General features: G+C 69.7%; 8 protein-coding genes, 1 tRNA gene and 1 pseudogene. 9 read left to right on the top strand and 1 reads right to left on the bottom strand.

Going from position 1 to position 14734, the window contains the following annotated elements:
- The first annotated feature begins 117 nt into the window (after window positions 1–117).
- The 5 genes from AC2YHT_RS05890 to AC2YHT_RS05870 all read left to right on the top strand — a co-directional run bounded on the left by AC2YHT_RS05890 (window position 118) and on the right by AC2YHT_RS05870 (window position 6098).
- Entirely contained in the window at window positions 118–867 is a 750-nt protein-coding gene (locus AC2YHT_RS05890; protein WP_487288645.1) for a TrbG/VirB9 family P-type conjugative transfer protein, read from the top strand.
- A complete protein-coding gene (locus tag AC2YHT_RS05885; protein WP_487288644.1) occupies window positions 864–1973 on the top strand; it encodes a TrbI/VirB10 family protein in 1110 nt (369 codons plus the stop codon). The genes AC2YHT_RS05890 and AC2YHT_RS05885 overlap by 4 nt, the downstream gene beginning before the upstream one ends.
- A complete protein-coding gene (gene virB11 / locus AC2YHT_RS05880) occupies window positions 1970–2950 on the top strand; it encodes a P-type DNA transfer ATPase VirB11 (RefSeq protein ID WP_487288643.1) in 981 nt (326 codons plus the stop codon). The genes AC2YHT_RS05885 and virB11 overlap by 4 nt, the downstream gene beginning before the upstream one ends.
- Window positions 2951–3023: 73 nt before the next feature.
- Window positions 3024–4736: a DUF1800 domain-containing protein gene (locus tag AC2YHT_RS05875; protein ID WP_487288642.1), complete on the top strand. Its 1713-nt coding sequence runs from the start codon at window positions 3024–3026 to the stop codon at window positions 4734–4736.
- Between the two features lie 3 nt (window positions 4737–4739).
- Entirely contained in the window at window positions 4740–6098 is a 1359-nt protein-coding gene (locus AC2YHT_RS05870) for a DUF1501 domain-containing protein (protein ID WP_487288640.1), read from the top strand.
- An 80-nt stretch (window positions 6099–6178) separates the two neighbouring features.
- Here AC2YHT_RS05870 and AC2YHT_RS05865 read toward each other — a convergent pair whose 3' ends face one another.
- Window positions 6179–8926, bottom strand: a complete 2748-nt coding sequence (locus AC2YHT_RS05865) for a TonB-dependent receptor (protein WP_487288639.1) — start codon at window positions 8924–8926, stop codon at window positions 6179–6181.
- 245 nt (window positions 8927–9171) lie between these two features.
- On the opposite strand from AC2YHT_RS05865, the pseudogene AC2YHT_RS05860 reads away from it, so the two are divergent.
- From AC2YHT_RS05860 to AC2YHT_RS05845, 4 genes and pseudogenes are all read left to right on the top strand, one after another.
- Window positions 9172–10236 (top strand): annotated as a pseudogene (locus AC2YHT_RS05860) (phosphatidylinositol-specific phospholipase C1-like protein); the annotation flags it as partial.
- A 761-nt stretch (window positions 10237–10997) separates the two neighbouring features.
- Window positions 10998–13247, top strand: a complete 2250-nt coding sequence (locus AC2YHT_RS05855; protein ID WP_487288638.1) for a TonB-dependent receptor — start codon at window positions 10998–11000, stop codon at window positions 13245–13247.
- A gap of 11 nt (window positions 13248–13258) precedes the next feature.
- On the top strand, window positions 13259–14431 hold the full coding sequence (locus AC2YHT_RS05850; protein ID WP_487288636.1) for an MFS transporter: 1173 nt from the start codon (window positions 13259–13261) through the stop codon (window positions 14429–14431).
- Between the two features lie 133 nt (window positions 14432–14564).
- Window positions 14565–14638, top strand: a tRNA-Cys gene (locus AC2YHT_RS05845).
- The last annotated feature ends 96 nt before the right edge of the window (window positions 14639–14734 follow it).

The following is a 14734-nucleotide window of genomic DNA, read 5'->3' as shown; positions in this document are numbered from 1 at the left end:
GGCCACCGCCGCCGTCCCGCTCGGCGCCAGCTACCGCCGCCCCGCCTCGCCCCGCCGCACCGCGTCCGGGACCCGGAGAGACCAGTGACCCCGCGTTCCAGTTTCGGAGTATCGCCCGTGAAGCGTCCGCTTCTCGCCCTGTCGATCGCCTGCGGCCTCGTCGCTTCCGTCGCGGCCCAGGCCCAGCCGGTCGCCCCGGCCATCGTCCAGCCGCCGGCCGCCAAGCCGGCCGACCCGCACATCCGCACCCTGCCCTACGACGCCGACCGGGTGCATCACCTGACCGGGTTCATGGGCTTCCAGACCATGATCGAGTTCGGCCCCGACGAGCGCATCGAGAACGTCTCGATCGGCGACGCCCTGGGCTGGCAGGTGACGCCCAACAAGCGCGCCACCCTGCTGTTCCTCAAGCCCGTCGACCGCGCCCCGGCCACCAACATGACCGTGGTCACCGACCGCCGCCGCTATGTCTTCGAACTGTCGATCGCCCCCGCCGGCGCGCCCACGAGCGACGCGGCCTATGTGGTGCGGTTCCAGTATCCGAGCGTCGCCGCGCCGGTCCGCCCCGCCGCCCCGACCGCCCGCAACACCGCCTACGCCATCGAAGGCGCCCCCGCCGTGGCCCCCTCGCGCGTGTTCGACGACGGCCGCGCCACCTATTTCGCCTGGCCTGAGCAGGCCGAGCTGCCGGCGATCTTCGTCATCGGCTCGGACGGGGTCGAGGGCCTGGCCAACGCTCTCGTGAAGGACGGCTATCTGGTCGTCGACCGCCTGGCGCCGCGCTTCGTGCTGCGCAGCGACAAGGCCAGCGCCACGGTGATCAACACCGCCTGGCGCCGCGACCTGACGACGGGGAGCGCCCGATGACCCACGACATCGATCCGCGCCTGACGCCCGAGGTCCAGGACGATCTGGCGAGCGCCGACGCCAAGGCCCGGCCCGTGGTCGGCCGTAGCGGCGGCGTCTCCAACCTCGCCATCATGGCCGGCTTCGGCGTGTTCGGCGTGGCCGTGTTCGTCTGGCTGTCGAGCCATCGCGCCGACGCCGGCCAGCCCGCCGCCTCGCCGCCGGCCGCCGCCGCGCCGCTGGTCCAGGTCGCCAAGGTCGAGGCCCCGCCGGCCGCGATCCCCGGTCCGCAGTTCACCGTCGACAACAGCGCGCCGACGCCCGCCCCCGAGCCGGCGCGCGGCGAGTTCATGCCGCCGACCGCGCCGGCGCCGCTGCTGATCCCGGCGACGGCCGACGAGGCCGCCCGTCGCCGCGCCCCGACCCTGGTGGTCGACCTGGGCGACCGCTCGGCCCCGCGCCCGTCCGGCGACAAGGGCGAGGCCGCCGCGCCCGCCGCCGGCGCGGGCGAAGGCTTCGGCGACAAGGTCAGTCTCGACGAGGCGACCCCGGCCAAGGCCACGGCGATGCAGAACCTCGACGCCGTCGTGCCCCAGGGCGCGGTGATCCCGGCGGTCATGGAGACGGCGATCAATTCCGACCTGCCGGGCCTGGCCCGCGCCATGGTCACCCGCGACGTGAAAAGCTTCGACGGCTCGGCCGTGCTGATCCCGCGCGGCAGCCGGGTTATCGGCCAGTACAAGTCGGGCGTGGCCCAGGGCGCCTCGCGCGTCTTCGTGATCTGGACGCGGGTGATCCGTCCCGACGGCGTGTCGATCCAGATCGGCTCGCCGGCCGCCGACCCGCTGGGCCGCGGCGGGCTGGAGGGCAAGGTCGATCGCCACTTCTTCACGCGGTTCGGCGGCTCGATCCTGACCTCGGTGCTGAGCGCCGGCGTCGCCGCCGTCAGCAACACCCGGGCCAATTCGCAGATCTACATCGGCTCGGTGTCGGAGGCCGCCAACCTGGCCAACAGCGCCAAGACCACCCAGACCTCGCCCACCATCAAGACGCCGCAGGGCGCCCCGGTGACCATCTTCGTCGCCCGCGACCTCGACTTCTCCAGCGTGCGGGGCGCCGCGCGATGACCCATCACGCCCCGATGGGGGTCTATCTGGAGGCCTACCTCGCGCCGCTGGCGCCGTGGCTGGCCGATCCGGAGGTGACCGACCTCTATGTCAACGGTCCCGGCGAGCTGTGGGTCGAGCGGCTGGGCGGCGCGGTCGCCAAGGTCGCGGCCCCCGAGCTGGACGAGACCAACCTCTGGCGCCTGGCGCGCCAGGTGGCCGCCCTGGTCCATCAGGGCGTCAGTCGCGAGCACCCCCTGCTGTCGGCTGTGCTGCCCGACGGCGCGCGGGTGCAGGTGGTAGCCCCGCCCGCGACGCGCGGCGGGATCGTCATGGCCATCCGCAAGCACGTGGTCTCGGACCTGTCGCTCGACGACTACGCCGCGGCCGGCGCCTTCGACTGTGCGACCGCGCCCCTGGCCAGGCCCGACGCGGCCCTGCGCGCCCTGCTCGACGCCGGCGACGTGCGCGGCTTCCTGTCGGCGGCCGTGCGCGCGGGCAAGAACATCGTGGTCAGCGGCGGCACCTCGACCGGCAAGACCACCTTCCTCAACGCCCTGCTGAAGGAAGTGCCGCGCGACCAGCGCCTCGTCCTGATCGAGGACGCGCCCGAGATCCGCCTCGTCCACGCCAACGCCGTCGGCCTGGTGGCCGCCAAGGGCGACCAGGGCCAGGCGCGGGTCGGGACCGAGGACCTCTTGCAAGCCTCGCTGCGCCTGCGGCCCGACCGCATCATCCTGGGCGAGCTGCGCGGCGCGGAGGCCTTCAGCTTCCTGCGCGCCGTCTCCAGCGGCCACCCCGGCTCGATGACCACGGTCCACGCCGACGATCCGCGCGGGGCCATCGAACAGCTGGCGCTGATGGCCCTGCAGGCCGGCGCCAACCTGCGACGCCAGGACGTGATCGACCATGTCGAGCGCGTCGTCGACGTCTTCGTCCAGCTCCATCGCCAGGACGGTGTCCGCGCCGTCCGGGAGATCGTCTTCATCGACCGATAGCGGCCGCTTCCATCCACTTCATCACCAGCTTCAACGCGCCCGTCCTGCGGGCGTGATCGGGAACCTCTGTGCAATGCGTATGAAACTTCTGGCGTCTACGGCGGGGGCCGGCCTCGCCCTCGTGCTCTCGGCCTGCGGCGGCGGCGGTGGAGGCGGCGGCTCGTCGTCGACGCCCCAGAACAGCGGCGGCGTCACGCCGACCACCCCGCCCGCGCCCTTGGTGATCTCGGCGGCCGAGGCCGCGCGCCTGGCCAAGCAGGCCACCTTCGGCCCGACGCCCGCCCTGATCGACCAGATCGTGGCGGCCAAGAGCGCCTCGGCCTGGATCGACCAGCAGTTCGCCCTGAGCGGCAGCAGCTACGCCGACATCGCCGCCAAGCCGGTGGCGACCAACTACTGCGCCAATTCGGGCCTGACCGGGACCGACCTCAGCAACTGCAACCGCGACAACTACGGCGCCCTGCCGATGTCGATGCGGTTCTATTCCAACGCCATGGGCAAGGACGACCAGCTGCGCCAGCGCGTGGCCTTCGCCCTGTCGCAGATCGTCGTGGCCTCGGACCTGGAGGTGCACACCACCGCGGGCCTGGCGACCTTCAACCAGATCCTGCTGAGCAACGCGTTCGGCAACTACAAGGACATCCTGCGCGAGGTCACCCTGAACCCGTTCATGGGCAACTTCCTCGACATGGTCGACAGCAACAAGTCGGCCCCCAACGAGAACTACGCCCGCGAGCTGATGCAGCTGTTCTCGGTCGGCACGGTGCTGCTGAACGCCGACGGCACCACCAAGACCGGCGCCGACGGGGCGGTGATCGCCACCTACAGCAACGCCGAGGTCAAGGAAGTGGCCCGCGCCCTGACGGGCTGGACCTACGCCCGCCTCGACGGCGCGGCGATCAGCGACGGCACGAAGCTCGACTACTCCAAGCCGATGATCATCAACACGGCCCGGTTCGACACCAAGGCCAAGACGTTCCTGGGCGCCACCATCGCGGCCGACGCCACGCCCCAGGCCAATGTCGACACGGTGGTCGACACCGTCTTCAACCACCCCAACACCGCCCCATTCATCAGCAAGCGGCTGATCCAGCAGCTGGTGCTGGCCAACCCGTCGCCGGCCTATGTCGGACGCGTGGCCGCGGTCTTCGCCGACAACGGCGCGGGCGTGCGCGGCGACATGAAGGCGGTGATCAAGGCGATCCTGACCGACACCGAGGCGCGCGGCTCGGCCGCCACGCCCGGCAAGGTCAAGGAGCCGGTGCTGTTCCTGACCGGCCTGGCGCGCGGCATGGGCCTGAAGTCGGACGGCTACGCCTTCTATTACCGCGACAACGCTCTCGGCCAGATGCCCTTCCGCGCCACCTCGGTGTTCAACTTCTACCCCTACGACTTCCCCCTGCCCCTGGGCGCGGGCGAGGCCAGCCCGGTCAGCAAGCTGATGACCACCTCGACCATGATCGCCCGCCACAACCTGGCCTGGGACTGGACCATGGCCGGCGAGGCCACGCGCACCGAGTTCAAGGTCCAGTCGACCATCCCCGGCTCGACCGCCGTCGAACTGCCGTGGACCGAGTGGGAGGCCCTGGCCGCCGACGAGGCCAAGATGCTCGACCGCATCGACCTCGTCTTCCTGAACGGCACCATGACCTCGGCCCAGCGCGGCGCGCTGTCGTCGGCCATGGCCGCCGTCAAGAACACCGACCCCGCCGTCCAGGCGCGCAAGCGGGCGCAGGTCGCCCTCTACATCGTCGCCTCGTCCCCGCAATTCCAAGTCGACCGCTGAGCCATGACCCTTTCCCGACGTGACTTCGGCCGGCTGCTGGCCGGCGCCTCCGCCACCGCCGCCCTGACCCAGATCGGCATCTCGGCCGCCATCGCCGACACCTCCAGCTATCGCGCGATGGTCGGGGTGTTCCTGTTCGGCGGCAACGACGCCTGGAACATGGTCGTGCCCAACGACGACCGTTACGCCGCCTACGCCAGCCAGCGCGGCGCGATCGCCCTGAAGCAGGACAGCCTCGTCCCGCTGACCGGCACGGCCTTCGGCCTGAACGCCGCCATGGCTCCGCTGAAGACCGCCTGGGACGAGGGCGCGCTGAGCGTCGTGCTCAACACCGGCACCCTGTTCCAGCCGCTGACCAAGAGCCTCTACCAGACCCGCCCGGACCTGCGGCCGCTGAACCTGATGTCCCACGAGGACCAGCAGAACCAGTGGCAGGGCATGCGCACGCGCGAGAAGAATCTCGACGGCTACATGGGCCGCATCCTCGACCGCGCCGATGCGGCCGAGCTGCCGCCGCTGGTCTCGATCGCCGGCTCGCAGCTGGCCCTGCTGGGCAGCCGCAAGTCGCCGCTGATCCTGCCCTCGAGCGGCGGCATCACCCGCACCGGCTACAACGCCGCCAGCACCGACGCGGCCGTCGTGGCCCGCCAGGCGGCGCTGAACACCTTCTCGGACGCCTCGGCGTTCGGCGCGGTGACCGACCTGACCGGCCGGGGCATGTCGTCGGCCTACGCCCAGGCGGCGACGGCCAACACCATCATCAGCTCGACCACCTCGGTGGTGGACCAGTACTTCAAGAACCCGACCACCGGCGCGGCCCTGACCAGCGACATCTCCCGCCAGCTGCTGCGGGCGGCGCGGATGATCGAGGCCCGCAACACCCTGGGCCACGCCAAGCAGACCTTCTTCGTCAGTCAGGGCGGCTACGACACCCACACCAACGAGGTCGCCATTCACGCCTCGCTCTACGCCGATCTCGCCATGGCCCTGGCCGGCTTCTACAACGCCATGAAGGCGCTGGGCCTGGCCAACAACGTCACCGCCTTCACGATGTCGGACTTCGGGCGGGTCTTCAAAGCCAACGCCAGCGGCGGCACCGACCACGCCTGGGGCTCCAACCACCTGGTGCTCGGCGCGGGCCTGGCCTCGCGCAAGGTGCACGGCGCCTATCCGGACACCACCTTCAGCGGACCTGACGACGCCTATAACGACGGCCGCTGGATCCCGACCATCGCGGTCGAGGAATATGTCGGGGCCATCGCCCAGTGGTACGGCGTGTCGGCGACCGACCTGCCCTATGTCTTCCCCAACTGGGCGACCTGGAACGGCGGCGGGCGCGGTCCCGTGCCCCTGTTCGGTTAGAGCTCGGCTAGAGCACGAAACGACGACGCCCCGGGGCCTTGCGGCTCCGGGGCGTTTCTCTTTCAGTCCTGGCCTAAGGCTTAGAACTGGATGTTGGCGCCGAAGAAGACGGTCCGGCCGCTCTTGGTGTGGTTCCACAGGCGGTGGGCGCCCGGCTGGGTCACGTTCACGCCGGTGGTGCTGTTGTAGACGTAGAAGCTGTTGTACTGCGCCTCGCGCTCGTCGGTCAGGTTGACCCCGTCCAGCGTCAGGCGGATGCGCGGGCTGACCTGGTAGAAGGCCGCCGCGTCGACATAGGTGGTGGCCTCGAAGCCGCCGCTGTCGATCGTGTAGTCCGAGCGGTAGTTCGACGACACCCGCGCGCCCCACTTCGTGGTCTCGTAGTAGAGCGTGATGTTGGTGTTGACGTCCGACAGGCCGTAGATCTGGCCCTTGAACTCCTTGCCGTTGATCTTGTTGGTGGTCTCGGAGTCGATCAGCGTCAGGTTGGCGACCATGCCCAGGTTCTTGAGCGGGCCGGGCAGGAAGAAGAAGTCGCTCTGGGCGCTCAGCTCCAGGCCGCTCAGCGTGGCCGAGGCGTTGTTGACCGAGCGGGTGTAGATCACCGGGGTCGAGGCGGTGACGCCCGTGACCAGGCCTTCGGCCAGGCCCGTGTCGGAATAGAGGGCGTTGGACGTCGTGCTGCTGACCAGGTTGTCGATCTTCTTGTGGAAGACGCCGGCGGTCAGCATGCCGATGCTGCCGAAGTACCACTCGGCCGACAGGTCGAACTCGTCCGAGGTGTAGGGGTCGAGGTTGGGGTTGCCGCTCGACACCGTGACGGTCGAGCCGTCGACGCTGATCGAACCGTTCATGGCGTAGGCGGCCAGGGACGGACGGTTGATGTTCTGGGCCGCGGCGGCGCGGATCTGGAACTGGTCGGTGACCTCCAGCACGGCGTTGAAGGCCGGCAGGACGCCCGAATAGCTCTTCTTGACGGTGGTCGGGGTGTTGACGCCGCGCACGGCCATGACGCCGGTCGAGGTCAGCTCGGTGTCGTAGGCGCGGGCGCCGACGTTGCCGCGCAGCGGCATGCCAGCCAGCTCGGTCTTCCAGTCCAGCTGCAGGTAGCCGGCGTTGGTGTCTTCCTGCACCGCGTAGATCGACTTGGGCGCGCCCAGGGTGCGGGTGATGTTGTAGGCCGCCAGGGCCTTGTTCCAGTCGACGATCAGCCAGGACTGGTCGTCGTGCTCGCGGAAGATCTTGTAGTAGCTGTTGACGTGGTCATCGAGCGTGCCCTTTTCCCAGGCCGTCTTGTTCACGTCGTCGTTGGTCTGGGTGTAGCCCGAGTTCTCGAAGCCGCGGAACGACACGCCGCCCTTCAGGGTGAACACGTCGTCGAACTGGTAGGAGCCGTTGAACTCGGCGTTCTTCAGCTTCGTCGTCTGGTAGGTGGCCGAGAAGTCGATCTCGTGGGCGCGGTAGTTGTTGGGATCGGTGGTGTCCCAGCCGTAGATGTTCTTGGCCGTCTTGCCGCGGTAGTCGGTGATCAGGTCGCCGAAGGCCTCGGTGTAGAACTTGTCCGAGATCGGGATGTCGTAGTCCGAGGTCTCCTGGCCGATGTGGCCGTCGAACTTCAGCTTGTCGGAGACCTCCCACTCGCCGGTCAGGACCAGCTGCTTGAAGGTGTTCTCGGTCTCCTGGCGACGGGTCTCGGTGGCGAACACCGTGTTGGCGACGTCGGCGTAGATGATCGTGTTGTACTGGTCGTACTGGATCGAGCGCAGCACCGGAGCGGCGGTCGTCACGCCCGAGTGCGGGGTGGCCGCGCCCAGGATGGTCGAGCCGACGCTGGCGCGGGTAGCCAGGTGGTTCTCGCTGCGGTCGTTGGAGAACTTGCCGTACAGGCCGTCGAGCGTGAGGGTCACGGTCTCGACCGGGCGCCATTGCAGCGCCGTCGTCACGCCCAGGCGCTCGTTGTCGGCGCCCCAGACCGACAGGCGGTTGCCGCGCTGGAAGATCAGCTCGCCGTTGGTGGCCTTCAGGGCGTCGGCGGCGCTGAGGTTGACGACGTTGGCGGCGTTGGCCTTCTGCTGGCCCGCGCCGTAGGTGTTGTAGCCCTGCTCCTCGACCTGGCGCTTGGAGTAGGCCACCGAGACCAGCACGCCGAACTTGTCGTCGAAGTTCTGGCTGAACATGCCCGCGACGCGCGGCTGGAAGTCTTCGGTGGCGCTGTTGGTGCCGCCCTGCAGCGACAGCGCCATCTTGCGGCCGTCATAGGCGAACGGCTTGGCGGTGTAGAGGCCGACGGTGCCGGCCATGCCGCCTTCGTCCTGCTCGGCCGAGAACGACTTGCGCACGTCGATCTTCGAGAACAGCTCCGAGGCGAAGATGTTGAAGTCGAACGCCCGGTCGCGCGAGGTCTGGCCGCGGCTGTCCATCGGCGAGTCGACGTTGCCCAGCACTTCCATGCCGTTCAGCTGCACGCGGGTGTAGTCGGGGCCCAGGCCGCGCAAGGACACGCGGCGGCCTTCGCCGGCTTCGCGGTTGATGGCCACGCCCGGCAGGCGCTGCAGCGACTCGGCGAGGTTGAGGTCGGGGAACTTGGCCATGTCCTCGGCGACGATGACGTCGGCGACGATGCTGCTGTCGCGCTTCATCTGGCGGGCCACGCCCAGCGACTTGCGGAAGCCCTGCACGACGATGGCGTCGACTTCGCTGGCGTCGTCGGCCGGCGCGGTGGCGATCGGCGCGTCGGCCGCGGCGGCGTGGGCCTGGGCCGTCAGCATGGCGAAGGCCAGGACGGCCGACGCGGCGCCGAGCGACAGCGTCTTCTTGGTGGTTGACATGAGACCCCCTGCAACTGGATCGCCGGAAGCCTCCAGAGAGCGGGCAACGGCGCGATGGCGGGGCGGTTAGGGCGAAATTGTGACGGTGTGTTACGAGTTCGATAACGAGCGTATGAAGCGAGCGTTTGGCGGCCGACTATCCACGATTTTATTGCGTATCGGTCGCAGATCGGAGCGGCGACACTGACGTCGAACCGTCATGCGGCGCCGCTAGAGAGGCCGCTTGTTCTGGTGGAGTGCGGCCCATGTTCGGCTTGGTGGCGGTGATGGCGATGGCGGCGGCGGCGAGCGACGCCCCGCTGCGGATGAACGACCTGACGGCCGTCGGCACCCACAATTCCTACAAGCAGGCCATTCCCGCCGACGAACTAGCGGCCATGGTCGCCGCGCGCGGCCAGCCGGTGCTGGCCATCGACTACGCCCACCGCCCGCTGGCCGAACAGCTGGACGCCGGCGCCCGGCAGCTGGAGATCGACGTCGTCAACGACCCGGCCGGCGGCCTCTACGCCAAGCCGCTGACGGCGCTGGGTCGGGGAACCGTGCTGCCGCCCCGCGTGGCCGAAGCGCTGGCCAAGCCGGGCTTCAAGACCCTGCACATGCCCGACATCGATTTCCGCTCCTCGTGCGTGACCTTCGTCGAGTGCCTGTCGCTGGTGCGCGCTTGGTCGGACGCCCATCGCGACCACGTGCCGATCCTGATCATGCTCAACGCCAAGGAAGGCGCGGCCTCCATCCCGGGCGGCGTCACGCCCCTGCCCTTCGACGAAAAGGCGTTCGACGCGCTGGACGCCGAGATCCGCAGCGTGTTCGGCCCCGACCGGCTGATCGATCCCGACCTGGTGCGCGGCAAGAAGTCGACCCTGCGCGAGGCGGTGCTGGCCGGCGGCTGGCCGACGCTGGAGGCCGCGCGCGGCAAGGTGTTCTTCGCCCTCGACGAGGGTCCTGAAAAGGTGGCGATCTATCGCGGCAAGCGCGCCTCGCTGGAAGGCCGGGCGATGTTCGTCAACACCGACGAGGCCTCGCCGGCCGCCGCCTACCTGACGCTGAACGACCCCATCGCCCAGAAGGACCGCATCGCCGCGGCCGTGAAGGCCGGCTTCATCGTCCGCACCCGCGCCGACGCCGACACCTGGGCCGCCCGCAGCGGCGACGTCGCCCAGCGCACGGCCGCCCTGACCAGCGGCGCCCAATACGTCTCGACCGACTATCTGTGGGCCGACCCGCGCCTGCCCTGGAACTACACCGCCCGCCTGCCCGGCGGCGAGGCGGCGGCCTGCAACCCCGTCCGCGCGCCAAAGGGCTGCGACGGCGCGCTGGAGCTGACGGCGGGCGCCTCGGCCACCGGCTATCTCGCTCCGGCCCAGCGTCCGGACCTGACCAAGGTGCTGGCCGCTCCGCCGGCCCAGGGCTCGCCCCGCGCTATCTCCGACGCCGCGATCTTCGACGCCAGCCGATCGCTGAAGGACACCCCGCGCTGGGCGCTGGCGACCGCCGACGTCAAGGGCTCGATGTTCGACCACTTCGCCGACGCGCTCGGCGTGCGCCTGACGCCGCAGGAGGCCCCGATCCTGGCCGCCCTGCTCGAACGGGCCGGCGACGACCGCTCGGTGGTGGGAACCGCCAAGACCTTCTGGGGGACCAAGCGGCCCTATATCGGCAAGGACGCCGCCCCCGTCTGCGAAGCGAAGACCGACCACCTGGCCGGCAATCCCGACTATCCGTCCGGCCACTCGGCCCATGGCGAGCACGTGGCGATGATCCTGGCCGAGGTCGCCCCCTCGCGCGCCGACGCCCTTTACGCGCGCGGCCGGGAATATGCCGAGAGCCGCTGGATCTGCGGCTCGCACACGGTCAGCGCCACCGAGGCCGGACTTCAGGCCGGGGCTGTGATCTACGCGGCCGAGCATCGCTCGGCCGCCTTCCGCTTCGACATCGACATGGCCCGCGCCGAGGTGTCGGCCGCCCTGGCGAAGGCAGGAAACAAATAGCCGAACCCAACTCGTCGAACGGCGCTTGCCAAAACGATAGTTATAGCTAGCATCCTCTTCGTACGGACATGCGGGGGGTTGTAGTGCGCAAGCTGCAAGTGTTCGCCGGGGTCGCGACTGTCGCCTTGATGGCGGTCGCGACCTCATCTCGGGCCCAGACGGCAAGTGAAGCCGCGCCGGTCGCACTCGACGAGATCGTCGTCACGGCCCAGAAACGGGCCGAGAACCTGCAGGACGTGCCGGTCTCGGTGACCGCCATGACCGGCAAGCAGTTGCAGGACCAGAGGGTCAGCGACGTGCTGGCCCTGTCGGGCATGGCGCCGGGCCTGCAGATCAAGACCGACGACAACGCCGCCAATCCGCGGATGTTCATTCGCGGCATCGGGGTCAACGACTTCAACCCGGGCACGGCCAGCGCCGTCGGCGTCTATGTCGACGGGGTCTACATCGCCTCCCCGCTCGCCCAACTGGCCGGCTTCTACGACCTGGAGCAGGTCGAGGTGCTGCGCGGACCGCAGGGCACGCTCTATGGCCGCAACACCACCGGCGGGGCGATCAACATCGTCACCAAGAAGCCGTCGAACAGCCCGGGCGGCGACATCGCCGTGGAATACGGCCGGTTCAACGCCGTCAACGCCCAGGGCGGCTTCGGCGGACCGATCATCGACGACACGCTCTTCTTCCGGATCAGCGGCCTCTACGACAAGAACGACGGCTACACGACCAACCGGCTGACCGGCAACAAGGGCAACGACGCCAACCGCTGGGCGCTGCGCGCGGCCCTGCGCTGGAAGCCCGACGACAAGCTGACCGCCGACCTGTCGCTGAGCCTGAACCAGTCGCGCGGCGGCTCGATCTGGACCTACAACCGCTCGATCCTGCCGCAGACGGCCGAAGCGACCGGCGCCGACGGCTTCTGCAAGGCCGGCTTCTACACCTCGGGCCAGTGCACCAACGCCCTGGGCTACGCCAACACCAGCGGCGACCTCTACGAGGGCGACTACCGCTTCGAGGGCAAGGACATCGTCAAGCTGTTCGGGGCGACGGCCAACGTCTCCTACGACCTGGGAGACATGACCCTCTACTCGGTGACCAGCTACCAGCGCGCCGCCCGCGACGACTGGGAGGACACCGACGCCAACCCGCTGCAGGTGATCAGCGCCCGCTACATCGCGTTGCAGGAAACGGCCAGCCAGGAGTTCCGCCTGCAATCGAACGGCCAGGGTCCGTTGCGCTGGGTGACCGGCCTCTACTGGGCCAAGGACGACCTCTCCAACGACAGCCACTACGACGTGCTGGCCGACCTGCGCAATCCGACGCCCGACAACCCGACCGGCATGGATCCGGCCGCCAGCATCGGCGTGTTCGGCTGGCCCCTGACCCTGAAGTCGCGCAGCTGGGCGGTGTTCGGACAGTTCGACTACGACCTGACCGAGCGCCTGACCTTCACCGGCGGTCTGCGCTATTCGGTCGACGACAAGAGCATCCACTACGTCAGCGACGTCGACTACGGCCTCGTCACCCTGTTCGTCCACGACGGCGACAAGAGCTTCAAGTCGCTGTCGGGGCGGCTTGGCCTGCGCTACGCCCTGACCGACGACGCCAACCTCTATGCGACCTACAATCGCGGCTACAAGAGCGGCGGCTTCTTCACCGGCCAGACCGCCGACGAGGCCGACCTCGAGCCCTATTCCGACGAGACCGTCGACGCCTTCGAGGTGGGGGCCAAGAGCGAGTTCCTCGACCGCCGCCTGCGCCTGAACGCGGCCGCGTTCTACTACGACTACAAGGACCTGCAGGTCTACACGACCATCCAGCGCGGCCTGCTGACCGTGCAGTACTTCACCAACGCCTCGGCCGCCCGGGTCTACGGCGCCGAGGCCGAGGTCGAGGCGCGGCCGGCGCGGGGGCTCTCCCTGACGCTGGGCGCCTCGCTGCTGCACGCCGAGTACGAGGACTTCGTCTCGGTGGGCGACGACTATTCGGGTAATCGCCTGCCTTCGGCCCCGAAACTCAGCCTCAACGGCGCCATCCGCTACGAGCACTCGCTGCCGGTCGGCGACTTCACCGGCCAGCTGGACTTCACCCACCGCTCCAAGGTCTATTTCGACACCGCCAACACCGAGCGGCTGAGCGACGAGGCCCGCACCTTCGTCAACGGCCAGGTCGGCTGGAAGCTGGACGGCGGTCGCTACGAGCTGGGCGTGTGGGGCAAGAACCTGTTCGACGAGACCAACATCCTCGACATCACCGCCATCGAGGGCCTGGGCTTCGACGCCTTCAGCATGGGACCGCCGCGCACCTACGGCGTCTATCTGCGGGCCCGCTATTGAGCGGCGAGGCCGTGGCGACCGCCAACTGGATAGGTCCGGCGCCGAGCCTGAGCGAACGGCTGGCGGTGCTGTGGATCGGCGTCGTCGGCGTGCTGTTTCCCGGCGTCGGGCCGCTGCTGCTGGGCGGGCTGGAGGCGGCCGGACGGCTCAGCGCCATGGAGATCGGCCTGGCCGGCATGGCCGAGCTGGCGGCCATGGGGGTCGGGGCGGCGCTGCTGGGTCCGGCCTTCGGCGCCAGACGTCTCAGGCCGGCGGCGATCGCCTGCGGCTGTTTCCTGGCGGCGCTGAACCTGGCCTCGACGCAGGTGGACGGCGGCCTGCTGGTGCTGGTCCGCGCCCTGGCGGGCCTGCCGGCCGGGGCGCTGATCTGGGTGGTGACCGGCATGATCGTGCGCTCGCCGCGCCCCGATCGCTGGTCGGGGATCTACCTGACCGTCCAGACCCTGATCCAGTTGGCCGTGGTGGCGACCTTGAGCGCCCTGGTCATCGACCGGTTCGGACCGGACGGCGGCTTCGTCGTGCTGACGGGCCTGGCCGTCACCGCCGTGGCGGCGGGCTTCCTGGCCCCGCGCGCCTGGACCGCCCTGCCCCAGGCCGATGACGCCCCCCCGAACGCCTTGAAGGGAGGTCTGCCCAGCCCGCGCGGCTGGGTCGCCCTGCTGGCGGTGTTCTGCTTCCAGGCCTTCATCCTCGCCCTGTGGATCTACGCCGAGCCGCTGTCGCGCCAGGCCGGACACGCGCCGAAGGTGGCGGGCCTGGCCTTCTCGATCTCCCTGGCCGCCCAGGTGGCCGGCGGCTCGGCGGCGACGGCCCTGGCGGGGCGGGTGTCTTGGTTCGTGTCGCTGGCCGTGGGCGTGATCGCGGCGGCGGCCTGCCTGCTGGTGTTCGCCGCCCTGCCGCCGGCCCCGGCCTTCCTGGCCGCCTCGGGCCTGTTCGGTTTCGCCTGGCTGTTCGCCTCGCCGTTCCTGACCCCGCTGGCCATCGAGGCCGACCCCAGCCGGCGCGCCGCCCTGCTCGGTCCCGGCGCCAGCCTGCTGGGCTGCGCGACCGGACCGCTGCTGGCGGCCCTGATCGTCGGCGAGCACGACGTACGACCAGCCGTCTGGCTGGCTGGCGGCCTGGCGCTGGTCACCCTGGCCCTGATCGCCGGCCTGCACCTGACACGGGCCAAGGAACCCCGCTGAGCATTGGCCGCGCGCCCAAACCGCCACGCCGGAAGTGATCGCTGGGGACGAAGCGAAGTTGGCCATTGCGAGCGCGGCCGCCGTCTGGTAGCCATCCGCCCTCTTCGCCGACGCAACCTTGTGTCGACCCGGTGGCCCGGTGGCGGAGTGGTGACGCAGCGGACTGCAAATCCGTGCACCCCGGTTCGATTCCGGGCCGGGCCTCCACCCTTTCCCCTCTGACTTTTCCACGACTTCGAGACGCGTTGCCCGCGCGCCCCTCCGGTCAGCGATCCTTCTCCCCTTGCGGGAGAAGGTGGCGGC

It is taken from the genome of Caulobacter sp. SRI_008 (genome assembly GCF_057586355.1).
This window is presented reverse-complemented; position numbering and strand designations above follow the sequence as displayed.

Bases quoted from the DNA above. Each gene is read 5' to 3' on its own strand.
- AC2YHT_RS05885 (WP_487288644.1), top strand. From the start codon at position 864: ATGACCCACGACATCGATCCGCGCCTGACGCCCGAGGTCCAGGACGAT.
- virB11 (WP_487288643.1), top strand. From the start codon at position 1,970: ATGACCCATCACGCCCCGATGGGGGTCTATCTGGAGGCCTACCTCGCG.
- AC2YHT_RS05875 (WP_487288642.1), top strand. From the start codon at position 3,024: ATGCGTATGAAACTTCTGGCGTCTACGGCGGGGGCCGGCCTCGCCCTC.
- AC2YHT_RS05870 (WP_487288640.1), top strand. From the start codon at position 4,740: ATGACCCTTTCCCGACGTGACTTCGGCCGGCTGCTGGCCGGCGCCTCC.
- AC2YHT_RS05865 (WP_487288639.1), bottom strand. From the start codon at position 8,926: ATGTCAACCACCAAGAAGACGCTGTCGCTCGGCGCCGCGTCGGCCGTC.